This window comes from Coriobacteriia bacterium (genome assembly GCA_014859305.1).
Classification (GTDB): Bacteria; Actinomycetota; Coriobacteriia; order Anaerosomatales; family Kmv31; genus Kmv31.
Genome location: JACUUM010000020.1, coordinates 1 through 25,839, shown reverse-complemented (window position 1 = coordinate 25,839; position 25,839 = coordinate 1). Strand labels below are relative to the sequence as shown.

23 protein-coding genes and 2 tRNA genes are annotated in these 25,839 nt (G+C 71.8%); 18 read left to right on the top strand and 7 right to left on the bottom strand.

The features are described from left to right. Positions 1 to 96: 96 nt before the first annotated feature. Positions 97 to 1,374: a hypothetical protein gene (locus IBX62_04995; GenBank protein ID MBE0476439.1), complete on the bottom strand. Its 1,278-nt coding sequence runs from the start codon at positions 1,372 to 1,374 to the stop codon at positions 97 to 99. A 233-nt stretch (positions 1,375 to 1,607) separates the two neighbouring features. Here IBX62_04995 and IBX62_04990 point away from each other — a divergent pair, with 233 nt between their 5' ends. The 6 genes from IBX62_04990 to IBX62_04965 all read left to right on the top strand — a co-directional run bounded on the left by IBX62_04990 (position 1,608) and on the right by IBX62_04965 (position 8,375). Next, positions 1,608 to 3,803 carry a SpoIIE family protein phosphatase gene (locus IBX62_04990; GenBank protein ID MBE0476438.1) on the top strand — a complete coding sequence of 732 codons (2,196 nt, stop codon included), beginning with the start codon at positions 1,608 to 1,610 and terminating at the stop codon, positions 3,801 to 3,803. Between the two features lie 86 nt (positions 3,804 to 3,889). Next, positions 3,890 to 5,698, top strand: a complete 1,809-nt coding sequence (locus tag IBX62_04985; protein ID MBE0476437.1) for a PAS domain S-box protein — start codon at positions 3,890 to 3,892, stop codon at positions 5,696 to 5,698. 153 nt (positions 5,699 to 5,851) lie between these two features. Then, positions 5,852 to 5,946 (top strand) — tRNA-Ser (locus IBX62_04980). A gap of 64 nt (positions 5,947 to 6,010) precedes the next feature. Next, positions 6,011 to 6,087: transfer RNA gene (locus tag IBX62_04975), tRNA-Arg, on the top strand. A 150-nt stretch (positions 6,088 to 6,237) separates the two neighbouring features. After that, entirely contained in the window at positions 6,238 to 6,726 is a 489-nt protein-coding gene (locus IBX62_04970; protein ID MBE0476436.1) for a DNA-binding protein, read from the top strand. Further along, positions 6,723 to 8,375, top strand: a complete 1,653-nt coding sequence (locus IBX62_04965; protein ID MBE0476435.1) for a PEGA domain-containing protein — start codon at positions 6,723 to 6,725, stop codon at positions 8,373 to 8,375. The genes IBX62_04970 and IBX62_04965 overlap by 4 nt, the downstream gene beginning before the upstream one ends. A gap of 132 nt (positions 8,376 to 8,507) precedes the next feature. On the opposite strand, the gene zwf is transcribed toward IBX62_04965, so the two are convergent. The 3 genes from zwf to serS form a co-directional block, all read right to left on the bottom strand. Beyond that, the gene (zwf, locus tag IBX62_04960) at positions 8,508 to 10,931 is read right to left on the bottom strand and encodes a glucose-6-phosphate dehydrogenase (protein ID MBE0476434.1); all 2,424 of its coding nucleotides are present in this window, start codon (positions 10,929 to 10,931) and stop codon (positions 8,508 to 8,510) included. 188 nt (positions 10,932 to 11,119) lie between these two features. Continuing rightward, positions 11,120 to 11,269: a lmo0937 family membrane protein gene (locus IBX62_04955; GenBank protein ID MBE0476433.1), complete on the bottom strand. Its 150-nt coding sequence runs from the start codon at positions 11,267 to 11,269 to the stop codon at positions 11,120 to 11,122. Positions 11,270 to 11,418: 149 nt separating this feature from the next. Next, positions 11,419 to 12,699 carry a serine--tRNA ligase gene (gene serS / locus IBX62_04950; protein ID MBE0476432.1) on the bottom strand — a complete coding sequence of 427 codons (1,281 nt, stop codon included), beginning with the start codon at positions 12,697 to 12,699 and terminating at the stop codon, positions 11,419 to 11,421. Positions 12,700 to 12,829: 130 nt separating this feature from the next. On the opposite strand from serS, the gene IBX62_04945 reads away from it, so the two are divergent. The 9 genes from IBX62_04945 (at position 12,830) to apgM (ending at position 20,930) form a co-directional block, all read left to right on the top strand. Continuing rightward, positions 12,830 to 13,522 carry a response regulator transcription factor gene (locus IBX62_04945; GenBank protein MBE0476431.1) on the top strand — a complete coding sequence of 231 codons (693 nt, stop codon included), beginning with the start codon at positions 12,830 to 12,832 and terminating at the stop codon, positions 13,520 to 13,522. Beyond that, complete coding sequence (locus IBX62_04940; protein ID MBE0476430.1) at positions 13,515 to 15,320, top strand: HAMP domain-containing protein; 1,806 nt, start codon at positions 13,515 to 13,517, stop codon at positions 15,318 to 15,320. Before IBX62_04945 ends, IBX62_04940 begins: the two co-directional genes overlap by 8 nt. 144 nt (positions 15,321 to 15,464) lie before the next feature. Then, the gene (locus tag IBX62_04935; protein ID MBE0476429.1) at positions 15,465 to 15,995 is read left to right on the top strand and encodes a hypothetical protein; all 531 of its coding nucleotides are present in this window, start codon (positions 15,465 to 15,467) and stop codon (positions 15,993 to 15,995) included. Between the two features lie 5 nt (positions 15,996 to 16,000). Continuing rightward, positions 16,001 to 16,453, top strand: coding sequence for a Rieske 2Fe-2S domain-containing protein (locus tag IBX62_04930; protein ID MBE0476428.1), 453 nt, complete (start codon positions 16,001 to 16,003; stop codon positions 16,451 to 16,453). A 6-nt stretch (positions 16,454 to 16,459) separates the two neighbouring features. Continuing rightward, on the top strand, positions 16,460 to 17,125 hold the full coding sequence (locus tag IBX62_04925) for a cytochrome b N-terminal domain-containing protein (GenBank protein MBE0476427.1): 666 nt from the start codon (positions 16,460 to 16,462) through the stop codon (positions 17,123 to 17,125). Positions 17,126 to 17,138: 13 nt separating this feature from the next. After that, a complete protein-coding gene (locus tag IBX62_04920) occupies positions 17,139 to 17,624 on the top strand; it encodes a hypothetical protein (protein ID MBE0476426.1) in 486 nt (161 codons plus the stop codon). A 9-nt stretch (positions 17,625 to 17,633) separates the two neighbouring features. Further along, a complete protein-coding gene (locus tag IBX62_04915) occupies positions 17,634 to 18,575 on the top strand; it encodes a hypothetical protein (protein ID MBE0476425.1) in 942 nt (313 codons plus the stop codon). A 135-nt stretch (positions 18,576 to 18,710) separates the two neighbouring features. Continuing rightward, positions 18,711 to 19,544 carry a hypothetical protein gene (locus tag IBX62_04910; GenBank protein MBE0476424.1) on the top strand — a complete coding sequence of 278 codons (834 nt, stop codon included), beginning with the start codon at positions 18,711 to 18,713 and terminating at the stop codon, positions 19,542 to 19,544. Next, a complete protein-coding gene (gene apgM / locus IBX62_04905) occupies positions 19,545 to 20,930 on the top strand; it encodes a 2,3-bisphosphoglycerate-independent phosphoglycerate mutase (protein MBE0476423.1) in 1,386 nt (461 codons plus the stop codon). A 73-nt stretch (positions 20,931 to 21,003) separates the two neighbouring features. Here the strand turns inward: apgM and IBX62_04900 are convergent, their stop codons facing one another. Then, positions 21,004 to 21,714 (bottom strand): hypothetical protein, encoded by a 711-nt coding sequence (locus tag IBX62_04900; protein ID MBE0476422.1) that lies wholly within the window; start codon positions 21,712 to 21,714, stop codon positions 21,004 to 21,006. A gap of 150 nt (positions 21,715 to 21,864) precedes the next feature. Between IBX62_04900 and IBX62_04895 the strand changes: the two genes are divergently transcribed. Continuing rightward, complete coding sequence (locus IBX62_04895) at positions 21,865 to 22,296, top strand: hypothetical protein (GenBank protein MBE0476421.1); 432 nt, start codon at positions 21,865 to 21,867, stop codon at positions 22,294 to 22,296. A 76-nt stretch (positions 22,297 to 22,372) separates the two neighbouring features. On the opposite strand, the gene pheA is transcribed toward IBX62_04895, so the two are convergent. After that, positions 22,373 to 23,212, bottom strand: a complete 840-nt coding sequence (gene pheA / locus IBX62_04890) for a prephenate dehydratase (protein MBE0476420.1) — start codon at positions 23,210 to 23,212, stop codon at positions 22,373 to 22,375. After that, positions 23,209 to 24,753: a GGDEF domain-containing protein gene (locus tag IBX62_04885; GenBank protein ID MBE0476419.1), complete on the bottom strand. Its 1,545-nt coding sequence runs from the start codon at positions 24,751 to 24,753 to the stop codon at positions 23,209 to 23,211. The genes pheA and IBX62_04885 overlap by 4 nt, the downstream gene beginning before the upstream one ends. A gap of 148 nt (positions 24,754 to 24,901) precedes the next feature. Here IBX62_04885 and larB point away from each other — a divergent pair, with 148 nt between their 5' ends. Together larB and IBX62_04875 are read left to right on the top strand one after the other, a co-directional pair. Next, positions 24,902 to 25,660, top strand: coding sequence for a nickel pincer cofactor biosynthesis protein LarB (gene larB, locus IBX62_04880; GenBank protein ID MBE0476418.1), 759 nt, complete (start codon positions 24,902 to 24,904; stop codon positions 25,658 to 25,660). Continuing rightward, the coding region (locus tag IBX62_04875; GenBank protein ID MBE0476417.1) for a DUF111 family protein at positions 25,657 to 25,839 on the top strand (183 nt) is incomplete at its 3' end. The genes larB and IBX62_04875, both read left to right, overlap by 4 nt.

Genomic DNA, 25,839 nt, shown 5'->3' with positions numbered 1-25,839 from the left:
TAGTGTTCCCCGCGTCGGATGCGATGAACCTCGGGGCGGACGCCGCGCCGGAAGGCGCCGTCGGCCTCGGAGGAGCCCCCGCCGCGGCCTGCGCGCCTACTCGCCGCTCGCGCCGGCCGGCGCGAAGACGCCGAGGAAGCGCAGGGAGCCCGCCGTGGTGGAGGCGATCGGGACGGGCTCTGCGTCGGGAGCGAAGGGCACCCAGACTATCTCGTCCTCGAGCGTCACCAGGCTCGGCGCCTCGCCGTCGCCGCCTTCGCTCTCGGCTCCGGGCCGGGAGCGCACGCAGACGGCGCCGTCGGCCTCGGGAAGCGGCCAGATCGCGCTCACGTGCATCGCGGGGTCCTCGTCGAGCAGCCGTGACTCCCGGGCCCCGAGATCGTGCAGCTCGAGCCGGTTCCGCCCCTCGATGCGCTGCGAGAGGAGCACCTTGTCGTCGGCGACGAACGCAGCGGCGTGCACGGCGCCGACGAAGGCGCCGAGTTCCTGCCGGACGACCCGCTCCGGCGCGTCGCCGGAGGGCACGTAGCTCACGAGCGAACGCTGTACCCCGGAGACCCCTCCGCGCAGGTTCCTGCGCAGAAGGACGCTGCCGTCGCCGGACATGTCGAGAAGGGACCCCTCGGCGGCGAGATCCACGCTCCCGCCGGCGCCCCGCTCCCAGTACCGGGTCCTGCCGAACGCACCGCCGCCGGGCTCGAGCTCGACGTAGGTCACGCGGCCCTCCCTGGCGAACGAGGGGCCGAAGCTGCGGGCCCCTCCCACCGCGGCGATCCGCTCCGGCTCGAGGGACCCGGGCTCGACGAGGTAGAGCGCCTGCCCCCGAGGGTCCTCGGTCCTGACCGCGAAGCACAGCGGAGCGAACGGGGACGAGGAGACCTGGCCGAGGACCTCGCCGGACAGCAGCGTGCGCGGCTCGCCGCCGTCGAGGTCCCGCGCGAGCAGCGCCGCCTGGGCGCCTCTCGTCGCGTACAGGACGTCGGAGCCGCTCACGCCGATGGTGCCGCGCACGTCCCGGGCGAGCAGGCGCGGCTCGCCGCCCTCGCGGAACGCCCACAGGTCCTTGCGCCCCTCCTCGGCAGTCTCGAAGAGGAGCTCGGAGCGTTCGGGGACCCAGGCCACGAACATGGAGACGCCAACCGGCCCGTCCGCGTTGAGCAGCACCTCCGGGTCCCCCTGCCCGAGCGCGACCGCGTAGAAGGACCTGCCGGCGACGGAGTAGACGGCGCGGTAGCCCGCGATCCCCGCGGGGACGGGCCGCGATGGTTCCGCCTGCTCGGAGGTGCCGTCCTCGCGCGCGCAGCCTGCGGGCGAGGCCAGCGCCGCGACGACGAGCGCCGCGAGCAGCAGGGAGCGGAGGCGCATTGCGGTCATAGGGGCACCTCTGGGCCGGTCGACGCCACTGCCACCTATGGTAACGGTGCCGGAGGTCCCCGCGCCATCGCGTCTCGGACCGATCCGTTCGCTGCAGGGACTGAGGACGGCGTATGGGAAGAATCGTAAGTAACGTGCGGCGAACGTACAGCGGACGCCGACGAAGGGCCGCGACCGAGGCCTGAGGGGACCGCATGGCGCGATCATCCGCCCGACGGCACGACGAGCGGCGAATGCGGCAAGCAGGGTTCGGCTCGGGTGAGGAACGGTTCCGGGCGCTGGTCGAGCGAGCCGGGCTCGGCCCCGCGCACCCGCGGTCCCGGCGCGTCTGCGAAGGCGTCGTGATCCTCGGCCCCGAGGGCGGCGTGGCGGGCATGAACGCCGACGCGCTGGAGATGCACGGCCTCGGTCGAGACGAGCCCTCCGCGGAGGCGGCCCCGCCGGATCTGGACTACTACACGTTGCGCGGCGACCCGATGCCGGCCGAGGAGCGCCCCGCCGCCAGGGTGGCGCGCGGCGAGCGCTTCACGGACGTGCGCGCCGTGGTGCGTAACGCCCGCACGGGTGACGCGCGCTTCTGGGCCTTCTCGGGGTCTCCGGTCCTCGGCAGCGACGGGCGGGCCGAGCTCGCCGTGGTGACGATGCGTGACGTCACCGAGGAGCACACCGCCGAGCTCGAGCGAGCCGAGCTCTTCCATCAGCTGGAGGCGATAAGCCGGGTGAGCGACGTCGCCATCCGCGGGCTGGACATGGACGAGCTCCTCCGTCGGCTGCTGGAGGAACTGGTGGAGGTGACACGGGCGGACGCCGGGGTGGTGCTGTTGCGCCGGGGGGAGCGGCTGGTCTCCGCCGTGGCCGTGGGCATCGAGGCGGAAGAGGAGGCCGGCTTCTCGGTCGGGGTGGACGAGGGGTTCTCGGGCCGGATCGCGACGACGGGCGAGACGTCCTACGTCCGGGACCTGGACGCCGGCGACGGCGCGCTGAGCCCGTTCCTGCCGTCGCACGGGCTGCGCTCGCTCCTCGGTGTGCCGCTCGGGATCGGGGACGAGGTGCTCGGCGTGCTCCACGTCGGCTGGCGGAGGACACGCCGCTTCGACGCACGGCAGGCTCGTATCCTCGAGCTCGCCGCGGACCGGTGCGCGCTGGCCATAAGGAACGCGGAGCTGCGGGAGCGCGAGCACCACGCACTGCGGCTCGCCGAGGCGCTCAACGCCATGAACAGGCTGCTGCTCTCGACGCTGGACGTCGAGGAGATGCTTCAGCGCGTCGTGGAGGAAGCCGCGCAGGCCATCGGCGCGGAGAAGGGGCTGCTCGTCCGGCCGAGGGGGGACGACTGGGTCATGGAGCACGCCTACAACCTCCCTTCCGAGGTCAAGGGCGTCGTCTTCTCCCGCGAGGCCGCCCCCAGCGTCACCGCGGTGGCGACCACCGGCAAGCCTTCCCTCGTCCACGACGTGCGCCACGAGTCCGCCTCGGAGGTCGAGATGCCCGAGAGCTTCGGGGTCCGCGCTCACATCCTCGTGCCGCTGTTCGTGCAAGCCGAGCTGGTGGGGATCGTCGGCTTCGCGTGGAGCGAACCGCTGACCTTCAGCGACGAGGACCTGACGTTCGCCGAGAGGCTCTCGACGGCGGTCTCGCTAGCGCTCGAGAACGCGCGGCTGTACGAGAACGAGAGGCGCGTGGCGCACACGCTGCAGGAGTCGCTGCTCGCGCTGCCGCAGCGCCTCGCGGGGATGAGCTTCGCGCACGCCTACCACTCCGCCGCGGAGTCCGCGAGGGTGGGCGGCGACTTCTACGACGTCTTCGAGCTCGACCACGGGCACGCCGGCCTGGTCATGGGAGACGTGTCGGGCAAGGGACTGGAGGCCGCCGTGCTCACCTCACTGGTCAAGAACACGCTCCGCGCGCACGCGGTGGAGCGCGGGAAGACGCCGGCGGAGATCGTGTGCATGGCCAACGAGGTCGTGTACCGGGAATCGGGCTTCTCGACGTTCGTGACCCTGTTCTTCGGCATCCTGGACCGACGGGACGGGAGGCTGGTGTACTGCAACGCGGGCCACCCCACGGCCGCCGTCGTCCGCGGGGACGGGACGATAGTGACGCTCCGGTCGAACTCGCCGCTCGCCGGCGCCTTGCTCGGAGCGCGGTTCCAGCAGTCCGAGACGTGTCTGGAGGAGGGGGACCTCCTCTTCATGTACACCGACGGCCTGACCGAGGCGCGCGACAGCGGAGTGATGTTCGGCCAGGACCGGCTCTTCGACATCCTCGCGCGGACGAGGGCCGAGGGACCGGCCGGAGCCGTCCGGAGCGTGCTCGACGAGGTGCTGTCCTTCACTGGCTGGCGGCTCTCGGACGATCTCGCGGTGCTCGCCGTCCAGCGCGACGAGACCGGCCTCGGCCCGACGCAGCAGAAGCTGCCCCTCATGTGACCGCGGTCCGCGCACGCCCCCGCGAGGGCGGGAGGTGGTACGCTCGCAGCGGCCGCCGGGGCGACGAGCCGCGTGAGGAGGACCCGATGCCGGAGTCGTCCGTCTCGGACATGGACGAGCAGCGCAGGGCCACCTTCGCGGCGATGGTGGCCGGAGGCGACGCGATCATGCTCCTCGTCGATCCCGAGACGATGAGGTACGTCGAGGTGAGCCCCGCCGCGGAGCGTTTCTACGGGTGGTCCCGCCAGGAGTTCCTCACGAAGGGCCCGACCGACGTCAACCCGCTGGACCCGCGGGAGCTGAAGCGGCGGATCACGGCGGCCTCGAGGGGCGCCGACGAGGGCGTCGACGAGGCGCAGCACCTGCTCGCCACCGGCGAACTGCGCGACGTGGAGGTGCACACGCGCGGCATCGACCTCGAAGGCAGGACCTGTGTCATCGCGACCGTCTTCGACCTGCGCGAGCGCCGCCGGGTGCTGAACGAGCTGGAGGCGAGCGAGGAGCGCTACCGCACTCTCGTGGAGCTCACGCCCGACGCGCTCTTCGTACAGACCGGTGGCCGCTTCGCCTACCTCAACCCCGCCGCGGTCCGGCTGTTCGGAGCCGATGACGCGGACGAGCTGGTCGGGCGCGACGTCTTCGAACTCGTGCACCCCGACTTCCGCGACGCCGTCGCCGCGCGGCTGCACACCCTGCGCGACGAGCGCCGCCCGGTCCCCGCGATGCGGCAGAAGTACCTCCGCCTGAACGGGGAAGCGGTGGACGTGGAGGTGGCGGCCGTGCCGATCGACTTCGGAGGCGAGCCCGGCGCCCAGGTGCTCGCCCGCGACATCACCGAGGCGATCGTCGCGGAGGCGGTGATGGCGTGGAACACGGCGATAGTCGAGTCCTCCAAGGACGCCGTCTACAGCGCCGACCTGGAGGGCCGGATCCTCAACTGGAACCCCGCCGCACAGGCGATCTTCGGCTACACCGCCGAGGAGATGGTGGGCCGCTCCGTCCTCGACATGATCCCCGAGGAGCTCCGGGAAGAGACGAACCGGCGACGGGACCGCGTGATGGCCTCGGCCCGCGCCGAGCACTTCGAGACCGTGCGGATCCGCAAGGACGGGACGGGGGTGGACGTCTCCATCTCCCTCTCTCCGATCGACGACGGCAGCGGAAGGCTCATCGGCATCTCGGCCATCGCCCGTGACATCTCCGAGCGCAAGCAGCTCGAACAGGCAAAGGACGAGTTCCTCTCGCTGGTCTCGCACGAGCTGCGCACTCCGCTCACGACCATCCACGGCTACGCGCAGCTCCTCGCCGACCCCAAACGTCCGTTCCGTCTCGCCCGCCGGGTCCAGGTCGGCGAGCGCCTGCTCCAGCGGGCCGAGGACATGATGTCGCTCGTGGAGGACCTCCTCCAGGCCGGCCGGCTGCGCTCGGGCATCTTGCGTATGCAGCCCGAGCCCGTCGACGCGATGGGCATGCTGGCCGCGCTCGCCGAGACGCTGGCCGACGAGGACAGCGAGCGTCTTCGCCTCGTCGGGGAGGATCGGCCGATCACGGTATCGTGCGACCCCAAGTGGATTTCCGTGGCGCTGGGGAACCTCGTCGGCAACGCGCTCAGGTTCTCGCCCCCCGAGGAACCGGTCGTCGTCGGGGTGGTCCGCGACGGCGCGACGGTCTCGTTCAAGGTATCGGACCGCGGCCCGGGCCTGGAACCCGCCGCTGCGGAGCGCCTCTTCGACCGGTTCGTGCAAGGCGACATGAGCTCCACTCGGCCGCACGAGGGCGCGGGGCTCGGTCTCTACATCGCGCGGCGCATCGTCGAGCTCCATGACGGGACGATCACCGTCGAGACGGCGCCCGGCGGCGGAGCGGTCTTCTCGATCACGCTCCCCTGCGCCTGAGCCGGGGCGACGCGCCCCGCGAGCGGCGCGGCGCGTCGCCCCCGCGACACCCCCGGCGCGGTCGCGGCGCGGCATGGCCCTCGCTATAATGATGCTCCTGTCGAGGGGTGTCCGCGCTTGCGCGCGGACGGGTAGGTCCTCGGGAGGACTCGCGGAGAGTTGGCCGAGTCGGTTGAAGGCGCTCGCCTGCTAAGCGAGTAAGGGGTTATAACGCCCCTTCGAGGGTTCGAATCCCTCACTCTCCGCCATTTGACAACGACACCTGCCGGGTGGCAGGATACCCAAGCCCTGGGGGGGACCCCGATGGGCTACGCGCCCTTAGCTCAGCCGGATAGAGCGTGTGACTACGAATCACAAGGTCGGGGGTTCGAATCCCTCAGGGCGCGCCACCTCACCTAGGCCGGAGGCCCCGCAGCGCGGGGCCTTTCCAGCGCCCGCCGCCGAGGACGTGGCCGTCGCGCCCCGGCTTCGAGTACCCTGGTGGCCGGAGGTTCCCGAGGGGAGCTAGGAGCCCGGCGATCGAGACCGTCATCGGCGTGATGGGCGGCGGGGTCGGCAGCGAGGGCGTGACCGCGGACGCGGAGCGCCTGGGCGAGCTGATAGCCTCGCGCGGCTGGGTGGTCCTGACCGGCGGACGCGACGCCGGTGTCATGGCGGCCGCGTCGCGAGGGGCCAAGCGGGCGGGCGGGCTCGTCGTAGGCGTGCTGCCCGGCGTCGATCTCGCGGGGACCGCGCGCGACATCGACGTCCCGATCCTCACGGGCATGGGCGACGCCCGGAACGTCGTCAACGTGCTGTCCAGCCGCGTGGTCGTCGTGCTGCCGGGGGAGGCCGGCACGCTGTCCGAGGCAGCGCTCGCGCTCAAGGCGGACCGCCCGGTCGTCACGCTCGGCTTCGATCTCGGAGCTGCGTTCGACCCCTACCGCCGGTCGCGCCGCCTCGTCGAGACGGGCTCCCCCTCAGAGGCCCTCGCCGCCGTCGAACGCTTCCTCGACGAGGACGCCGCCCGCTGGGAGGCACGGCGATGACGCGGCCGCGCCCTCGCAAGCGGCTGAGGCGCCTGGAGAACGTGGACGTCTCGCGCCCCCGGCGGCGGGCCCCGGCGCCGGCGGCGGCGGCAGGCCACCTTCGCGGGGCTCCCCGGCGGAGGCGCCGCTCGCCGCTTCCCGCGATGGCGGCGCTGCTCACGGTCGCCGCGATGGTCGCCGTCAGCGGGTGGTGGTGGCTGGGCCGGCCCGCCGTCGTGACCGTCTCCGTCACGCCGGCCGACGCGCTGGTCGTCTTCGGGAGCGACGAGCCCACGGGTGCGCCGGTGACCTATCGCGACCTCGAGCCGGGTTCGTACACCGTGCGGGTCGAGCGGGCCGGCTTCGAGCCCGCCGAGGCGACCGTGCGGGCGGAGCGCGGCAAGACCGCGCGGGTGGCGCTGCGGCTGGAGCCGCTGCCCCAGTCGGTATCGGTATCGGTGGAGCCGGCGGGAGCGGCGCTCGTGCTGAGCTCGGGCGGCGACGAGCTCTACAACGGCACCGCCCCCTACGAGGGCGAGCTCCCCTCCGGACCGCTCGAGCTCGCCCTTCGGCTGGAGGGCTACAACGAGGTCACGCGGGAGTTCTTCCTCGACGCGCCCGTGAAGCTGGCTTTCCGCCTGGACCCCGAAGGTCAGCTCTTGCACGGCGTCTGCGTGTTCAAGTGCGTCCCGGCGCCCAAGGGCCTCGCCATCACGCCCGACAACCGGCAGGTGTGGGTCACCGCGCTCGTGACCCAGCCCTCCGTTGTCGCGTACGACGCGCGCACCGGCAAGGAGCTCGGAGGCGTCGACCTGGGCGAGTCCGGAGCAGTGGAGGTCGTGTTCAACCGCGACGGCTCGCGCGCCTATGCCAGTCAGATGCAGTCGGCCTCGGTCTTCGAGATCGACACCCGGACGTTCAAGGTGCTCAGGCGGCTCAAGACCGGGTCGGCGTGGACCAAGGTGGTGGCCCTCTCGCCCGACGAGAAGGTGCTGTACGCCGCGAACTGGTCGGGCGACGACGTCTCCGAGATCGATCTCGCGACCGGCGAACTCGTCCGCAGGATCCCGACCGTGGACACGCCCCGCGGGCTCTACCCCACCGCCGACGGCGAGCGGCTCTTCGTGGCCGGCTTCGGCGAGAACAGCGCGACGGGGCGGCTGCAGGTCATCGACCTCGCCACCGGCAGGGGCGAGACGTTCCTCGAGAAGCGCGGCGCGGCGATGCGCCACATGGTCGCCGACGAGCGCCGCGGCGTGCTGTTCACGAGCGACATGGGCTCGGACGTCGTGTGGGTGACGGAGATGGCCACGCTGAAGACGCGCAAGTTCGCCGACGTGGACAGCCACCCCAACACCATCGACGTCTCGCCCGACGGCCGCGTGCTGTTCGTGTCCTGCCGAGGACGGAACAACCCCGTCTCCTACAACCTGCCCGGCCCTGACTGGGGCTCGATCCTGCTGTTCGACACGACGAACGGCAAGCCGCTGGACGCCATAGTGGGCGGCAACCAGTGCACCGCGCTCGACCTGTCGCCCGACGGCAGGCTGCTGGTCTTCAGCGACTTCCTCGACGCGCGGCTGCACACCTACGAGGTGCCCGGCTACGAGACGCTGGCGGCGGGCAAGGGCGGCCGGTACCAGGCGCACTTCCGCGAGATCGTGAAGTAGGAGCGCCTCCCCTTCGCCGCTTCAGGTCCCCGAGACGGCCGGGTCCCGCGTCGAGCACCCGTGCCTGCTGATGCCCGTCCTCGACACCACCCTCGCTGTCATGTCCGAGGCGATCCGCGGCGCGCGGCGCGACTACGTGCGCCCCCTGGCGGCCGCCTCGACCTGCGCCTCGCGCTCGGCAGCGTGGCCGCCGAACATGCTGCGCAGCGCCGAGAGCACCCGCCCGGCGTAGCTGGGCGCCGCCTCGCTCTCCACCCGGAAGCGAAGCGAGCGCGCGATGACCGGCGCGGGCACGCCGAGCTCCTCGGCGGCGCGCACCGTCCACTCCCCCTCGCCGGTGCGGCCCACGACGCCCGACACGCCCTCGAGCTCCGTCCCCCAGGTCTCGTACGCGCCGCGCAGCCATCCCAGCAGGCGCGACTCGATCACGCTGCCATGGGCGTAGACCTCGGCGGCACTCAGCAGGTCGATCCCGTAGGGGGAGGCGCGCAGGATCGCGAAGCCCTCGGCCACGGACTGCATCATCCCGTACTCGATGCCGTTGTGGACCATCTTCACGAAATGGCCGGCGCCGTGGCCCTCGAAGAAGGCGAAACCGCCGGGGACGGTCAGATCCTCCCACAGCGGCCGCAACCGTTCGAAGGCCTCGCGGCGTCCGCCGATCATGAGGCAGGCCCCGTTGCGCGCTCCCGCGGGCCCCCCGGAGGTCCCGCAGTCGAGGAAGTCCACCCCCAGCTCGACGATGCCACGCGCTCGGGCGGCGGTGTCCGCGTGGAAGGAGTTCCCTCCGTCGACCAGCACGTCCCCGGGCTCCAGCAGGCGCGCGACGCCCGCCTCTCCCAGCAACGCCTCCTCCGTCACCGCCCCCGCGGGCAGCATCATCCACACCACGCGCGGCGGGGTGAGCGCGCGCACGGCCTCGGCGAAGGTGCGGGCCGGCTCGAGGCCCTCCGCGGCCATCCCCTCGGCCACCGCGTGAGTGCGGTTCCAGCCCACCACGCGCCACCCGTGGTCGAGCAGGTTCCGCGCTATGCCCGAGCCCATCTTGCCGAGGCCGATCACGGCGATCTCGCGGCGCACCCCCTGCGCCTGCACCAGCGGCGCGCGGCCCTCCACCGAGCGGTCGGCCTGCTCCAGGATGGCCGCGGAGCCCGGCTCGTAGCTCGCGAGCGGAGTGAGGTCCTCGGCCCACGCGCGCAGGAAGGGGTCGATGAACCCCCACATCGCGCGGACCTCCTCGGTGGAGACGAAGAGCGTCTGGTCACCGAGGACGGCGTCGAGCAGCAGCTTGGCGTACTCCTCCACGTACGGCGCGCGGCCCTGCTCGTAGAGCAGGAAGTCGAAGCGGCGCTCCTCCAGGCGCAGCTCCAGCCCCGGCCGCTTGGCCCAGAACCCGATGTGGATGCCCTCCTCCGGCTCCAGCGTGAAGCTGACCCGGTTGCGCACGTGCCGCCCGTCGGGGGGACACAGGCACGGCTGCGGGTGGCGGAAGGTGACGTCGATGCGCTTCCGGACCTCGGGCAGCCGCTTTCCCGACTCCAGGGTGAACGGTACGCCGTCCCAGCGCGGGTCGCGCAGGGTGGTGCGCAGCTTGAAGTACGTCTCGGTCGTGGAGTGCGGGTCCACGCGCTCGATGCCTCGGTACCCCTCGTACTGCGCGCGGAACGACGAAGCGGCGGCCTGCTGCGGGGAGAGCCGCGGCAGCCGCCGCAGGGCCTCCGCGCGCCGCGCCCGTATGGAGGAGGCGTCCATCACCCGCGGGCGGTCCATCGTGACGAGCGCGAGCATCTGCAGCAGGTGGTTCTGCCCGACGTCGCGCAGCGCTCCCACGCCGTCGTAGAAGCCCGCCCGACCCTCGACCCCGATCTCCTCGAGCAGGGTGATGTCGATGCGCTCCACGGCCTCGGCCGTCCACGACGGCTCGAAGAGGTTGTTCGAGAAGCGGAAGGACAGGATGCCCTGCAGCATCTCCTTGGCGAGGTAGTGGTCGATGCGGTAGACCTGCTCCTCGGCGAACAGCGAGCCCAGCAGCTCGTCGAGCTCCCGGGAGGTGGCCACGTCCTTGCCGAACGGCTTCTCCACGAGCACGCGTGTCCACCCCTCCTCGTCGCTGCACGGCCGCGTGAGCCCGGAGGAGGCCAGCCGCCCGAGGATCACACGGTAGTGCTCCGGGGGCACGGCCAGGTAGAAGAGCTTGTTGGCGCACTCGCCCGCCTCGTCGTCGCGCCGGCGCAAGTCGTCGGCCAGTCGCCCGTACGCCGCGTCGTCCTCGAAGGTCCCGCGGTGGTAGCGGAACATCCCGAGGAAGGACTCGTCGGCCGCGTGGAAGCGCTGGCGCAGGATGCCCGAGACGTGCTCGCGGAGCTGGTCGTCGCTCCAGTCGCGCCGCGAGAAGCCCACGACCTCGAAGCGCGACGGCAACCGGTCCTCGGTCCAGAGGTGGTGCAGGGCGGGCGCGATCTTGCGCGCCATCAGGTCACCGGTCGCGCCGAACACCACCAGCACCGTGGGTCGGGGCTTCCCCGTCGCCCCGGCGACCTGGATCCACATGTCCATCCTCGCCTCCGCGTCCGGCGGCTCGCCACCCGCCTCCCGGGCCGAATCCCACACCCGGTTATCCCCGAACCGCGCGCCGGCGAAAGCGACGCGAAGCGGCCGTGCCCCGAAGGGCACGGCCGCCTTCCCTGGTGCCGCCGCTCGGGAGGGGGGAGGAGGGTCCGCGCGGCGGCACGCGCTCGATCCCGCTACACCGCTCGCCTGCCGGTCAGCAGCTGGTACACGAGCACCACGGCCGCCACCAGCAGAAGCAGGTGGATGAAGCCGTTGAGCGTGTAGTTCGCCAACAGCCCCACGAGCCACAACACGAGAAGGATGGCGATTATGGTCCACAACATCTCAGACACCCCCTAGAACGACTCGCGGGTGTTCGCCGCGTCCTCGCTCTCCTGTCCGTCACCTACGCCTCGTTTATACCCAGACGGGTATCGCTCAAACACCCGGTCGACGGTCGGGAGCGTGCGCGATGCGAGGCTGCCGTGCACTCCTAACCCGGGCGGACGACCTCCTGGCCGCCCATGTAGGGTCGCAGTGCCTCGGGCACGACGACGTTGCCGTCGGCGAGCTGGTAGTTCTCCAGAACGGCGGCCAGGCATCGTCCGACGGCGAGCCCCGACCCGTTCAACGTGTGCACAAGGCGGGTGCCCTTGAACAACGCGGGGTCGCGGTAGCGGATCCGGGCGCGCCGCGCCTGGAAGTCGGTGCAGTTCGAGCAGGAGCTGATCTCCTTGTAGCCGTCGTAGGAAGGCAGCCACACCTCGATGTCGTAGGTCTTGGCCGCGGCGAAGCCCATGTCGCCGGTGCACAGCACGATCACGCGATAGGCCAGACCGAGGATCTCCAGGATGCGGCACGCGTCCGTCAGCATCGACTCGAGCTCCTCGGCGGACTGCTCCGGGGTCGTGTACTTGACGAGCTCGACCTTGTCGAACTGGTGCACGCGGATCAAGCCCCGCGTGTCCCTCCCCGCCGCCCCGGCCTCCTCGCGGAAGCACGGCGTGTACGCGCAGTAGCTCAGCGGGAGCTGTTCGGCCTCCAGGATCTCGTCGCGGTGGATGTTGGCGAGCGGCACCTCGGCGGTCGGGATCAGGTAGAGCCCCTCGGTCGTCTGGTAGAGGTCGTCGGCGAACTTGGGCAACTGACCGGTACCGGTGAGCGTCTCTGCGTTGGCCAAAGCCGGGGGCGCCCACTCCTTGTATCCGGCCTCCCCGTGGGTGTCGAGCATGAGGTTGATGAGCGCGCGGTTCAGCCGCGCGCCCGCGCCGCCCAGCAGGATGAAGCGCGACTCGGCGAGCTTGACGGCGCGCTCGAAGTCGATCGCGCCCAGCGCGGGTCCGAGGTCCCAGTGCGCGGCCGGCTCGAAGTCGAGCGCCGGCGGCTCGCCCCACCGGCGCACCTCGACGTTGTCGTGCTCCTCGACGCCGATCGGCACGGAGGCGTCCGGCGGGTTCGGGATGACGAGCAGCAGTTCCCGCACGTCGCGCTCCACGGCCTCGAGGTGCGCGCCGAGGACGTCCAGCTCGTCGTTGATCTCGCGGACCTCGGCCTTGAGCTCCTCGGCCTCCTCGCGACGGCCTTCCTTCATCATCGCGCCGACGAGCTTGGAGGCCTCGTTGCGCCGTGCCTGGCGGGCCTCGACCCGGCCGATCAGCTCGCGCCGCTCCGTGTCGAACTCAAGGAACGCCGCGACGTCCCAATCCGAGCCCCGCTGCTCCAGCGAGCGCCTCACCTCGTCGATGTTCTCGCGCACCCAGCGCGCGTCGAGCATACTGCCTCCTTGAGGGCGGGGCCCGGCCCGCGACCGTCGGCTCGGAGTATAGCGGAGCGGCGACACGAGTCGGTGCGGGGATTGCTGGGCCGGAGATGCCCGAACACACCCGGCCGGCACGGGGGCGTCGATGGAGCGCAAGAGCATCCTCGTCGTCGACGACGAGGAGTCGATCGCGAAGATAGTCCGATACGCGCTGGAAGAGGCCGCCTTCACCGTCCGCGTGGCTCCCGATGCCGAGCGCGGCCGGCAGGCGCTGCGCGACCGGGAGCCGGATCTGGTCGTGCTCGACGTCATGCTGCCCGACGGCTCGGGGCTGGACCTCCTGCGCGAGCTGCGCGCGGCCAGCCGCGTCCCCGTGCTGATGCTGTCGGCCCGCGCCGAGGAGATAGACCGCATCCTCGGCCTCGAACTCGGCGCGGACGACTACGTCATCAAGCCCTTCTCCCCTCGCGAACTCGTCAGCCGTGTCAAGGCGCTGCTGCGGCGGCGTGACATGGACGCGGCCTCCGAGCGCCACGAGCTGCGCGTGGGCGACCTGCACCTCGACCTCGAGGCCATGGAGGCGCGCATCGACGGCCGGCCCGTGGAACTGACCGCATCCGAGCTGCGGATCCTCGCACTGCTCGCCCGCCACCCTGGGCGGGTCTTCTCCCGCGCGTCGATCCTGGACGCCCTCTGGGGCGGACAGACGGCGGGGGGAGAGCGCGCCGTGGACGTGCACGTGCACAACCTCCGCGAGAAGATCGAGGACGACCCGGCGCGGCCCCGCCGCCTGCTCACCGCCCGCGGCCTCGGCTACCGGCTGAGCCCCCATGACTAGGAGCCGCCCCCGCGTCTCGGTGCGGCTGTGGCAGACGGCGCTGTTCGTCGCGGTCGTGGGCGTGGCCATGGGCCTGCTTTGGGCGCTGCTGATCCCCGGGCTGGAGGGCCGTCTCGAGACGGCCGCCGCCGAGGAGCAGCTGCGCGCTGCCGGCGAGGTCGCTGCCGCGGCGGGCCGCGCCTACCCCCTCACGGTGGAGAGCCGCGAGCGGCTGCGCGGCGACGTCGAGCGGATCCGCTCGCTGCTCGGCGGCGAGGTGTGGGTGTACGACCTGACCGGCACCGAGATCGTCGGCAGCCACGGCGACGCCGTGCCGGAGGCGCTGCTGCGGCGCGCGCAGGTCGAGGGGCTCGCCGACAGCCCGCCGTTCGCCGAAGCGACGGTCTCCGAGGACGGGCTCGCGATCGCCTCCCGCGCGGTCTTCGACCACGAGGGCCGCCGCGCGGGCAGCGTCGTCGTCGCGCACCCGACCCGCGATGCAGGGCTCGTGCTGGAGGCGGCGCGCTCGCGGCTGCGGACCACGTTCTGGCTCGCGTCGATGGTCGCGGGTCTGGTCGGCCTCGGCTTCTCCGAGATCATCTCGCGGCGCGTGCATCTGCTCACGCGCGCGGCGCATGCGATCGCGGAGGGGGATTTCGACCAGCGTCTCCCCAAGTCCCTGATGCCCGACGACATCCGCGACCTCGCGGACGTCTACAACGTGATGGCCGAGCGGCTCGGCGAGGTCTTCGAGGCGCTGCGCGAGCAGGAGCGCGAGATCGCCGCTGTCGTCCGGTCGATGGCCGAGGCGGTCGTGGCGCTTGACGCGGACGGGGCGGTGCGCATCCTCAACCCCGCGGCCGAGACCATCCTGTTCATGAAGGCCGAGGACCTGCTCGGAAGGTACGTCGACGAGGCGATCGTCCACGAGGACGTCCTGCGCCTCGCGCATGAGGGCCTTGCCGGCCGGCCGTCTTGGGACACGGTCGAGCTGGGCCGCCGTATCCTGCGCGTCCACGCGACGCCGATCCTCGGCGACGACAGTCCCTCGGGGGTCGTGCTGCTGCTCTCCGACGTCACCGAGCAGACCCTCGCCGACGAGGCCCAGCGGCGCTTCATCGCGCACGCCAGCCACGAGATGCGAACCCCCATCTCGGCGATGAAGGGCTTCCTCGAGCTGCTGCAGGGCCCGGCGAGGGAGGACGAGCGCGTCCGCGAGGACTTCCTGTCCACGATGCGCCTGGAGGTCGAGCGGCTGAGCCGCCTGGTCGCGAGCCTCTTCACGCTCGCGCAGTCCGACGCCGGGCGCCTGCACGTCGACATGCGCCCACACGCCTTCTCCGAGATCGCCGAGGACGTGCTGGCGCTGATGCGCCCGGTGATGGAGGAGGCCGGGATGGCCATGCGCACCGACCTCGCACCGGGCCGGCTGTGCGTGCTGGCGGACCGCGACCGCATAATGCAGGCCCTGATCGCCCTGGTCGACAACGCTGTGAAGTACGCCTCGGCGGGCCGTGAGGTGGTGCTGGGGGCCCGCGTGGAGGGGGCCGGCCTCGTGGTGGAGGTCGCCGACAGCGGTCCCGGGATACCCGAGGAATCCCTCCCGCTGCTCTTCGAGCGCTTCTACCGGGTGGAGGGGTACGGCGGAGGGGGCCAGGGCGCCGGCCTCGGGCTCGCGATCGTGAAGGAGATCGCGGAGGCCCACGGCACCGGGATCGAAGTCGAATCGCGGCCGGGTTCGGGCAGCGTCTTCCGCTTCACCCTGCCCTGTGCCGGCGGGTGCCGGAGCCGCCGGAGTGTGGCCGACGTCGCGGGCTAGGCCCGCGTGGACGAGGCAGGCTAACACAACGCTAACGAGCGGCTGACCGTCCCTTACGAATCCCTGGCTACCTTGACTTCAGAGCGGCATAGGCCGCCCCTGCCGACGGCTACCCTCGGCGGGCCGGAAGGAAGGAGCGGGGCTATGAGCGTCTTCGTTCGCACCGGAGCGGTATGCGACCCCGAGCGCATGAACTTCGAGCGGATCGCGGCGCGGGGGGTCGTGGTCGGGGGCGGGGTGTTCTGGGTGGCCGCGGCGTTCTCGGGACCCTACGCGTTCAAAGACGTCCCCTTCGCGCAGGCGGTCGGCACCGCCGCCGTCCCCTTCGCGCTGACGGTCTTCGTTCTGTTGTTGGGCTGGTGGTTCGAGCGTGCGGCAGCGCTGCTGCTGTACGGCCTCTCCGGCGCCGGCGTCCTCTGGGGCCTGGTCGCCGGGTGGGAGCCCGCCCTGTGGGTGCTGGTGGCGTTCGTGTTCATCGTCCCCATGCTGATCGCGGGAGGGCTCTTCCATCTCGCGGCCCGGATGGAGAGCATCTGCGGCGGGCCGGCCAGGGCGTTGTCGCTGCTCGCGAGCACCGTCGGGACTGCCGGCACCGTCGGCGCCGCCGGCGCCGCCGAGCACACGCCCGAGAACCCGGCTCCGGTCCTCCCCGCCGCCGTGGAGCAGACGCGGTAGCCGGGATGGCCCAAGACGTGGACCGTCGCAGCTTCCTGGGATGGCTGGCAGGCGCGTCCCTGGGAGCGACGGCGCTGCTCTCGGGCGGCACGATCGCCAAGGCGGTGACGCCGCCCGAGCGCAGCATCGACGGCAAGACCAAGATGGGGCCCCTCGCCGTGGCGCGCCTGAGCGACCTGCGCCAGGGAGAGCCCTTGCTGGTCGAGTACGGTGACGACGTGCTCTTCCTGGTGCTCGCCGAGGACGGCACGGTGTCCGGCCTGGATGCCGCGTGCCCCCACGTAGCGTGCAAGCTCCACTTCAACCAGTCCACCCGGGAGTTCGACTGCCCGTGCCACGCGAGCTCCTTCGCGCTGGACGGGACGGTACTGGGTGGCCCGGCGCCTCGCGACATGTACGCGGCGAGGCTGGAGGTCGTCGGCGATGAGGTCGTCGTGTCGGGCTTCGACAGGGCGTGACGAGAGATGAGCAGGATACTCGCGAGCATCGCGCGCCCTTTCGACCAGCGCTTCGACCTGACCGACCGGCTGCACCGCAACCTGCTCGACAAGCCGGTGCCGGCGCACGCGAGGCGCGTCTGGTACTGCTTCGGCGGACTGACGTTCTTCGTGTTCGTGCTGCAGGTGCTATCGGGCGTCTTCCTCACGATGTACTACCAGCCCACCCCCGAGCGCGCCTACGCGAGCGTCTTCTACATCTCACACTACGTGCACTACGGCTGGCTGATCCGGTCCATCCACGTGTGGGGCGCGCACCTGATGGTCGTCTTCATCGTCATCCACATGCTGCGCGTGTTCCTCACCGCGTCGTACAAGAACCCGCGCGAGTTCAACTGGGTCGCCGGCGTCTTCCTGTTCGTTGTGACCATGGGCTTCGGGCTCACCGGCTACCTGCTCCCGTGGGACCAGAAGGCGTACTGGGGCTCCACCGTCACCATCTCGCTCATCAAGCAGGTGCCGCTCGTCGGGAACGCCATGGCGGGCGTGGTGATGGGCGGCGAGGCCATCGGCGCCCCCACGCTCACGCGCTTCTACTCCGGCCACGTCTTCCTGCTGCCCGCCGCGCTCGGCGTGCTGCTGGTCATGCACTTCTGGATGATCCGCAAGCAGGGCATCTCGGGACCGCTGTGAGGCGTCGATGAGAATGGCCAGGATACCCGAGCTCTCGCGGGAAGCCGGACTGGAACAGGTCGAGCCGGGCATCCCGGTGGGCTTGGCCGCCGCGGCGCCGGCGGAGGACGGGCATCCCGAGTGGGACGGACAGCCCACGGTGCCCTTCTTCCCGTACCACGTCATCACGGAAGCCACCGCGGTGATGATCCTGCTGGCCCTCTACACGTTCCTGGCGATCTTCATGCCGGCCCATCTGGACATCAAGTCCGACCCCGCGGTCACGCCCGAGGGGTCCAAGCCCGAGTGGTACTTCCTGTTCCTCTACGCGTTCCTGCACTTCGTCCCGCCGCTGGTCGGCACTCTCGTGCCGGCGGTGGGGATCCTGTTCCTCATCGCCATCCCGTGGCTGGACCGCAACCCGTCGCGCAAGCCTGCGGAGCGCCTGTTCGCCATCACGGCGTGCGTGGTGCTGACGATCGGCATCGTCGGCTTGAGCATCCTCGGGTACGTGGAGTAGGAGCGCCCCGTGTCCCCCGCCCTGACACGTTCGGTCAAGCGCTTCCTCGCGGCGTCCGTCGTGCTCAACGCGCTCATCGTGGTCTCGCTGCTGACGAGCACGCCCGAGGAGAGCCCGGCCGCCACATGGAAGACCGCAGCCTGGCGCATCGCGAACACCACGCAGCCCGTCGCGGACCGCGAGGCGCTGGAGGGGCTGCACGCCGCGGCGTCGGACGTGCCGCGCGAGCGGTGCGTGGCCTGCCACGGGGACAAGACCTCCTCCAAGCTGCCGCTGCACCGCATCCACCTCACCAGCGACCTGCTCCCGGGGCTGGGGTGCCCGGACTGTCATCGGGAGATCAGCCTCAAGCAGCGCACGAGCACCTTCTCGGTCAGGATGGTCGACGTGGGGTTCTGCAAGGACTGCCACTCGGAGTTCCCGGGCCTGGAGGAGAACTCGCCGATGGTGCCCGAGGACTTCGAGGTGGACTGCACGACGTGCCACTCCGGCAGGTCCGCCTTCCGCCACCAACGGCACTACCTGAGCCACATCATCGCGCCGCGCGAGTGCAAGGGCTGCCACGGCGGGCGCGTGCTGCCCTGGTCGCCGGAGCACGAGCGCGAGGACTGGCTGGCCGAGCACGGGCCGAAGGCGCTCGAGGTCGGACGCGACAACTGCTTCAAGTGCCACGAGTTCGGTCTGTCCTTCTGCGACCAGTGCCACTCCGACCGCCCGCCGTCCCACACGCCCAAGGCACAGTGGCTGGCGACGCACTCGGAGCACGCCCGCGACGACACCCGGCGCTGCTTCGCGTGCCACGAGTCCAACTTCTGCCGCAAGTGCCACGTGAACCACGAGGAGGGCTGGCTCGACCGCCATCCGGTGGTGGTGAACGACAAGGGACCGGAGCGTTGCTGGGAGTGCCACAGCGACACGTTCTGCTCCTACTGCCACGCGCGCAGCGAGTAGCCCGGGCGGGCGGCCGCCCCCGGTGACCGCGGACGAGCGTCTCGCGGAGGCAGCGGGGCGGGTGGGGGCGGAAGCGGCACTCTCGCGTAGCGATGAAGCGGGGGCGTCGAGCGCCGTCTTCGATACACTCCTCGTATGGAAGCGCTCGAGACCCTCACCGGGATCGCCCGTCCCCTGCCCCATCCGGCCTCCTCCTCCCGCCGCCTCGCCATCGTGGAGATCGCGGGGCGCGACAGCGTCGCGGCCGGCATCGTCGCGACTCGCGAACGCGGGTTCGAGGCGCTGCTGCCGACGGTCGCGCACACCGGCACCCAGGCCGGCGACGAACGCGCGCCCCTCCGCGCGGTCGAGCTGCTCCGCCGCCGCGTCCGCTCGCAAGCCGAGGTCCTCGACCCGGTCTCGCTGGGCGACACCGCGATGTGGTCGGCGCTCAACGCGCGGTTCGCCTCCGAGATCCACCGGCTCTTCGGCATGCATTCGCCGTGCCTTGCGTGCCACCTCTACCTGCACCTGTGCCGCGTGCCGCTCTCCTGGCGGCTCGGGCGCGTGCCGGTCGTGGCCGGCGAGCGCGACACGCACGGCGGGCGGCTGAAGCTCTCGCAGACGCCGCTCGCCATCGACGTCGCGATCGACGTGCTCTCAGACGCCGGGGTCGAGCTGGTCGAGCCGATCCGGGCCGTCGAGAGCGGCGATGAGATCGCGCGGATCGTCGGCGACGAGTGGGACCCCGCCGCCGGGCAGCTCGGATGCGTGCTGTCGGGCAACTACGTCGCGCTCGACGGGTGCGTCATCTTCGACGAGGACGCGTACGCCCGCTACGCCGAGGAGTTCCTGCGGCCGGCGGGCCGCGCGATCGTGCGGGCGTGGCGGGATCTCGGGTGGGACGACCTCGGCCGCGACGAGAGCGCGCCGGAGCGGCGGCCCGACTACGAGGCGATCGTGCGCGACGTGCTCGAGGGGGTGACATAGGTGGCGGGGGACGCGAGGACGCCAGGGCTCCCACGCGTCCTGCTCGTCATCCTCGACGGCCTCGCCGACCGGCCCTGGCCCGAGCTCGACGGGCTGACGCCGCTGGAGGCCGCGCGCACCCCGAACCTCGACGGCCTCGCATCGTCCGCGGCCACGGGCCTCATGCACCCGCTCGGCCGCGGGCGTGCGCCGGGCAGCGACCTCGCGCACTTCGTGCTCTTCGGCTACCCGGAGGCGCTCTACCCCGGGCGCTCGGTCTTCGAGGCCGCCGGCGACGGGGTGGAGCTCTCCACCGACGAGGTCGCCTTCCGCGCGCTGTTCTGCACGACCGAGCGGCGCGAGGACGGCTCGCTCGTGCTCGCGCGGCACTTCGCGGCCGTCTCCGACGAGGTCTGCCGGGAACTGGCCGAGGAGATAGCCGCCTTCGAGCACGGCGGGCTGTCGCTCCGGCTGACGTTCACCCGCGACCGGCAGGGGATCCTCACGGTGCGCGGCTCGGGGGCGGCGAGCGGTGGCGCGGCGAGCCAGCACGTCACCGACTGCGACCCGTTCTTCCCCGGACGGCCGGTCGCGGCCGTGCGCCCGCTCACCGGCGCCCCGGACCCGGACGCCGCGCTGCGCACAGCCGAGGCCGTCACCGCCTACCTGCGCCACGCGTACCGCGCGCTCTCGGCGCACCCCCTCAGCCGCGGCGCTCCCCCCGAGCGCCGCGCGGACTTCGTGCTCGTGAAGTGGACCGGGCGCCGCCGCCCGCTGCCGCGCTTCGAGTCTCTCACCGGCATGCGGGGCGCCAGCGTCTCCACCGGCACCCTGTTCCGCGGCCTCGCCGCCGGGCTCGGGCTCGCGCACCGGGAGCCGCCCTACCTCCCCGACCCCGCCGAGGACCTCACGGGCCGGATCGCGGAGGCGGCGCGGGCGTTCGAGGACGGCGCGGACTTCGTGCACGTGCACACCAAGGCGCCCGACGAGGCGGGGCACCGCAAGGACCCGCGGGGCAAGCGCGATGTGATCGCCCGGCTCGACGAGGCTCTGGCCGCTCTGCTGCCCGCGGCCCGCGACCGGGCGCCGATGCCCGGCGCGCCTGCCCTGCCCCGCGACACGCTCGTCGTCGTCACCGCCGACCACGGCACCCCCGCCGGCACGGGGCTCATCCACTCCGGCGACCCCGTGCCGCTGCTGCTCCTCGGCCCGTGCGTGCGGCCCGACGGCGTGACGCTCTTCGGAGAGGGAGCGTGCGCGGAAGGCGTCCTCGGGCAGTTCGAGGGGCGCGACCTGATGCCGATGCTGCTCAACCTGCGGGGCACGACCCGCTACCTCGGGGCGCGGCTCCATCCGGATGCGGGACCGGCGTGGCCGGGAACGTACGAGCCGTTCACCGTGGAGTGACCCCGCGCGGCGCCCTGCCACCCCCACGGGGTTCGGCGGTGCTCGCCGGCGGGGGCGCGCGGCAGGAGCCGAGTCAGGCGGGCAGGCTCATGCGCTCCGACCGGAGCGCGCGGCGCAGCCCCTCGAAGCTGAGCTCGGGCATCGGCAGCTCCGCGGTGCGACGACCGATCTCCTCGGGGGAGTGTGCGTCCGAGGAGCGGATGATGGTCGCGGAGCTCAGCCGGCCGTGGGCGAGGCGCGGGTCGAGCATCTCGACCGCGCTCACGGACGGCTCGGCGGCGAGCCTGCCGAGGACCGGCCTGTCGACCAGGCAGTACTCGCCGAAACGCCTGTCGGCGTGGCCCACGTGGCACACCCCCCCGAGCGTGGCGACCGCGCGGGCGACCTCGACGGGGTCGCGAGCGCACACGACGTCGGCGAGCCGCTCCACATGCGCGACCGGCGTCGGCAGGTCCAGCATCAGCGTCAGGGTGTCGAAGCGCTTCTCGAGCGAGCCGTCCGGCGGGAAGAGCGCGATGAGGTGCACCTCGTCGTCGCCGTGGCGCACCTTGAGCTCGGCGCCGGGCAGCACGAGCACCCTCCCGCCGCCCCCCGCCGCCCGCCACGCCGCGACCTCGATGAGCCTGCGGCAGAACGCCACCGAGAAATGATCCGTGGCGCCGAAGACGTCGATGCCGGCGTCCGCCGCCGCTGCGACGACCTCCTCGGCCGAGGCCTCGGGCCTGTGGTAGTCCGCGTAGACGTACGGGGTGTGGTTGTGGAGGTCGACTCTACGCGTGGGCATCGCTGTGCTCTCTCCGGCTCACCCGGAACGGATCGTAGGATTCCTAGGAGTGATGATATCAATAACGGCTTCTGATACAAGGTCCCGCGGTACAATCCGAGTCCGAGGGCGCCGCTCCGTGCGCGCCGCGAGGGAGGACGGGGAGCGGGGATGGGACGTCACAGCTTGCGACCGGCCGGGAACGAGCGCCGCGAGCGCGCGCTCACCAAGGTCTTCGCCGTCGTCGCGCTGGCCGTCGTCGCGCTGGCCGTCGTGGCGCTGCTGATGCGGCCGTTCCATGCGGGTCCGGCCGGCACGCTCGGAGGAGGGCTCGCCGGCTTCGTCATAGGCGATGAGCCCGGTCTGCCCTCGTCGACTCGGTACGTCGGCGTGGTGGTGGAGGACGCCGACGCCCTCCCGGCGGTCCTGCGCCGCAACGGCCTGCCCCTCGAGGGGGCCGTGCCTACGGGCGACGGCACGTTCGTGCTCTCCGTGGGCGAGCGCGACCCGCAAGCGGCGGTCCGCGACCTGGACCGCGACCCCGACGTGCTCGATGCCGGTCACGTCTACGAGCGCCCTCCGGCCGAGTCGGCGTCGCCCTAGCGGCCTCGCCCGGCGGACGGCCCCTGCGCGGCGGGACGTCCCCGGCGCGCGGCGAGAGCGCTCCCGAGCGGCCCGCCTACACCGACTCGGCGCGCTTGGGCGCCCTCGGGTAGCTTCCCAGCACCTTGACCTCGCGCAGCTTCAGGCGCAGGCACTCGAGCGCCAGGATGACGTTCTCGTCCTCCAGGTGGCCCTGCAGGTCCACGAAGAACATGTACTCGCCGAGGGCCTTCTTGGTCGGACGGGACTGGATCTTCGTCAGGTTGATCTCGCCGTAGGCGAACTCGGAGAGGATCATCAGCAGCGCGCCGGGCTTGTCGGCGCGGATGAACAGCGCGAGCGACGTCTTGTCATCGCCGGTGCGCCGCATGACCTCCCGCCCGATGACCACGAAGCGCGTCTGGTTGCCCGCGTAGTCCTCGACGGAGGGCTCCAGCACGACCGCGCCGTAGAGCTCGGCGGCCAGCCGGGTCCCGACCGCGGCGAGACCGGGCTCGGAGACGGCGCGCTGCACGGCCTCGGCCGTCGAGTTGGCGGCCACTACCGGGCGGCCGGGGAGGTTGTCGGCCAGCCAACGGCGACACTGCGCGGTGGCCTGCGGGTGGCTCACCACGGCCGTCACGTCGCTCAACCTCACGCCGGGGGCCGCCATCAGCGCGTGACGGATGTCGAGCACGAGCTCCTGCTGGATGATCGCGCTGGAGTCGAACGCGAGCGCGTCGAGCGTGGCGTTCACGCTGCCTTCGACGGAGTTCTCGATGGGCACGATGCCTCTCGCGGCATCGCCCGACTCCACCGCGGCGAAGACGTCCTCGATCGAGGCGCACGGCACCGGCTCCACCCCGGGGAGCCCGAGGCTGAGCAGGGCCTCTTCGGTGAAGGTCCCCGCCGGTCCGAGGAACGCGAAGCGGCTCACACGGCCTCCCCCGCCACCTCGCCGGCGTCCTGGAAGGATCCCTTCCTCGGCGTTCGCACGCGGTTCTTACCGAAGCTCTTGGCCTGGTAGAGGGCCTCGTCGGCCTGCTGCAACAGCCCCTCCTTGTCCGAAGCGTGTCCCGGCATGCTCGCGACCCCGATGCTGACCGTGAGGTGAGTCGGGTCGCTGTCCGCTTCGATGAACCGGTACCTGCCGATGGCCTCGCGCACCTTCTCCGCGGCCACGTAGGCACCCGGCTCGTCGGTCTCGGGCAACAGCACGGAGAACTCCTCGCCGCCGTAGCGTGCCACGACGTCCACCTCGCGGACGCACGAGTGCACGACCCGCCCGAGCGCCGAGAGGGCACGGTCCCCCGCGATGTGGCCGTGGGTGTCGTTGTAGCGCTTGAAGTCGTCCACGTCCAGCATCAGCAGCGACAGGCTCTTCTCGTAGCGTCTCGCGCGCTCGACCTCCTCGTCGAGGCGCTGCTGCAGGTAGCGGTAATTGTACAGGCCTGTGAGCTCGTCGGTCACGGACATCCGCTTCGTCAGCTTGTAGAGGCGCGAGTTCTCCACCGCTACGACCAGCTCCCCGGCGATCGTCTGCAGGACGAGCTTGTCCTCGGGGCGTATGGCCTCCAGCGCGGCGGAGGCCGCGCAGAACACGACCATCACGTTGTCGCGGTCCAGCACGGACAAGCAGCTGAAGTGGACGTCCTCGCCCTCGAGGATCTGCGCCACCCCCGAGGTCGGCGAGTACATCGGGGACTGCGTGGCTCCGCTCGCCGAGAACAGCGTCTCGGCCCGCGCCTTGTCGATGACGAACAGCGACGCGGCGGGGATGTCGATGACCTTCTGGATGATGTCGATGACGACGGGCCCGATGCTGTCGAAATCCAGGCTGGAGTGGATCATCTCGGAGATCTCGGAGACCGCATGGAGTTCCGTCAGGCGCCGCTCCATGTGCTCGTTGAGGCGTTCGACCTCCTCGTGCGCGCGGCGGACCTCGTGCTCGCGCGCGAGCTGACGCCGCAGGCTCGTCGAGACCACGAACGCGAAGAAGACCATCATGCCGGAGCCGACCAACAGTAATGCGAACGTGGACGGCGAGTCCGGCTCGGGAGCCAGGAGATGCGCCCCCACGTGGAACAGTGCGACGGTGACCGACACCGCGGCCCACCCCCACCTCGGCGGCGCCATCGCGGCGTAGAAGAGCGCGAGCCCGAGAAGGAGCGGGTAGAGGGGGTCCCCCTTGTCGTGGAGCGCGTAGACGAGCACCGAGAGCGCGGCTACGTCGAACGGGAACGCAGCCCATATCACCCTGCGATAGAGAGACTCGCCGCGCCTGCTCGCCGCCGAGGTGGCGACGCCGGCGACGGCGAGCACGCACACCGAGACCCAGAACAGCGCCGCCCGCGCACCCGGGTCCGGCCGGACCACCCCGGCGACGAACATGAAGAGGAAGAGCCCGGTCAGCGCGATTCGGGCCCCCATGTACGCACCCTTGCCGATGGAATCGTCCGGGATCCGATCGTCCGGCAAGCCGATCCTCCCTTCCCGCCCGTCCCCGATCGGGGAAGGCGCCCCTTGTGAGGGCAGCAGCAGCACCTGCGCTAGGATGTGACGAGTATACAGCCGGAACGGGCACAACGGGGGCGAGGAGGGACGTGTGGACGGACCGATCCGGCGGATGCTGGAAGCGCTCGCCGCGGGCGAGGTCACCGTGGCCGAGGCGCTCGCACGCCTCGAGCGGCTCCCCTTCGGCGACATAGGTCATGCCAAGGTCGACCACCACCGCGAGCTGCGCTGCGGCTTCCCGGAGGTCGTGTACTGCGAGGGCAAGACGCCCGAACAGGTCCGCGCCATCGCCGAGGAGCTGCTGGCCGCCGGCGACGTCTTCCTCGGGACCCGCGCGGAGCCGGCGCACGCCGAGGCGGTCGCCGAGGCGGCGCCGGACGTCCGCTACGACGACGCGGCGCGTCTCGTCGTCGTCGATCGGCGAGCCAGGCGCATGCAGGAGGGCCACGTGGTCGTGGCCACCGGCGGGACCGCGGACCTGCCGGTGGCCGAAGAGTGCGCGGCGTGCTGCGAGGTGATGGGCTGCCGGGTCACCCGGCTGTTCGACGTCGGCGTCGCCGGCGTGCACCGCCTGCTCTCGGCCGCCGAGCTGCTGCGCTCCGCGAGGGTCGTGGTCGCCGTGGCCGGGATGGAGGGCGCGCTGCCCTCGGTCGTCGCGGGACTCGTGCCCGTGCCGGTGATAGCGGTGCCGACCTCGGTGGGGTACGGAGCCAGCCTCGGCGGCCTCGCCGCGCTGCTGGCCATGCTGAACAGCTGCGCCGCAGGCGTGGGGGTCGTCAACATCGACAACGGGTTCGGCGCGGCCGCGCTCGCCGCACGCATCAACCTGGCGCCCGCTGGGGACGCCCGCGGCGAGGAGCTCTCCCCGTGAGGATCGCCCACCTCGACGTCGCGGCGACCGGCGCCTCCGGCGACAAGCTCCTCGGCGCGCTGCTCGACGCCGGGTGGCCGCTGGAGCGGCTGCGCGCGCTGGTGGCCGGCTTGCGGCTGGATGGCGTGTCGGTAGAGGCCGTCCGCGGTCAGCGCGGCGGCGTGCGAGGCACGACGGTA

Bases quoted from the DNA above. Each gene is read 5' to 3' on its own strand.
- IBX62_04965 (MBE0476435.1), top strand. From the start codon at position 6,723: ATGACGCGGCCGCGCCCTCGCAAGCGGCTGAGGCGCCTGGAGAACGTG.
- IBX62_04910 (MBE0476424.1), top strand. From the start codon at position 18,711: ATGGAAGCGCTCGAGACCCTCACCGGGATCGCCCGTCCCCTGCCCCAT.
- serS (MBE0476432.1), bottom strand. From the start codon at position 12,699: ATGCTCGACGCGCGCTGGGTGCGCGAGAACATCGACGAGGTGAGGCGC.
- IBX62_04920 (MBE0476426.1), top strand. From the start codon at position 17,139: ATGGCCAGGATACCCGAGCTCTCGCGGGAAGCCGGACTGGAACAGGTC.
- larB (MBE0476418.1), top strand. From the start codon at position 24,902: ATGCTGGAAGCGCTCGCCGCGGGCGAGGTCACCGTGGCCGAGGCGCTC.
- IBX62_04970 (MBE0476436.1), top strand. From the start codon at position 6,238: ATGGGCGGCGGGGTCGGCAGCGAGGGCGTGACCGCGGACGCGGAGCGC.
- IBX62_04930 (MBE0476428.1), top strand. From the start codon at position 16,001: ATGGCCCAAGACGTGGACCGTCGCAGCTTCCTGGGATGGCTGGCAGGC.
- IBX62_04985 (MBE0476437.1), top strand. From the start codon at position 3,890: ATGCCGGAGTCGTCCGTCTCGGACATGGACGAGCAGCGCAGGGCCACC.
- zwf (MBE0476434.1), bottom strand. From the start codon at position 10,931: ATGGACATGTGGATCCAGGTCGCCGGGGCGACGGGGAAGCCCCGACCC.
- IBX62_04895 (MBE0476421.1), top strand. From the start codon at position 21,865: ATGGGACGTCACAGCTTGCGACCGGCCGGGAACGAGCGCCGCGAGCGC.
- IBX62_04945 (MBE0476431.1), top strand. From the start codon at position 12,830: ATGGAGCGCAAGAGCATCCTCGTCGTCGACGACGAGGAGTCGATCGCG.
- IBX62_04925 (MBE0476427.1), top strand. From the start codon at position 16,460: ATGAGCAGGATACTCGCGAGCATCGCGCGCCCTTTCGACCAGCGCTTC.
- IBX62_04955 (MBE0476433.1), bottom strand. From the start codon at position 11,269: ATGTTGTGGACCATAATCGCCATCCTTCTCGTGTTGTGGCTCGTGGGG.
- IBX62_04900 (MBE0476422.1), bottom strand. From the start codon at position 21,714: ATGCCCACGCGTAGAGTCGACCTCCACAACCACACCCCGTACGTCTAC.
- IBX62_04995 (MBE0476439.1), bottom strand. From the start codon at position 1,374: ATGACCGCAATGCGCCTCCGCTCCCTGCTGCTCGCGGCGCTCGTCGTC.
- IBX62_04940 (MBE0476430.1), top strand. From the start codon at position 13,515: ATGACTAGGAGCCGCCCCCGCGTCTCGGTGCGGCTGTGGCAGACGGCG.
- IBX62_04935 (MBE0476429.1), top strand. From the start codon at position 15,465: ATGAGCGTCTTCGTTCGCACCGGAGCGGTATGCGACCCCGAGCGCATG.
- IBX62_04990 (MBE0476438.1), top strand. From the start codon at position 1,608: ATGCGGCAAGCAGGGTTCGGCTCGGGTGAGGAACGGTTCCGGGCGCTG.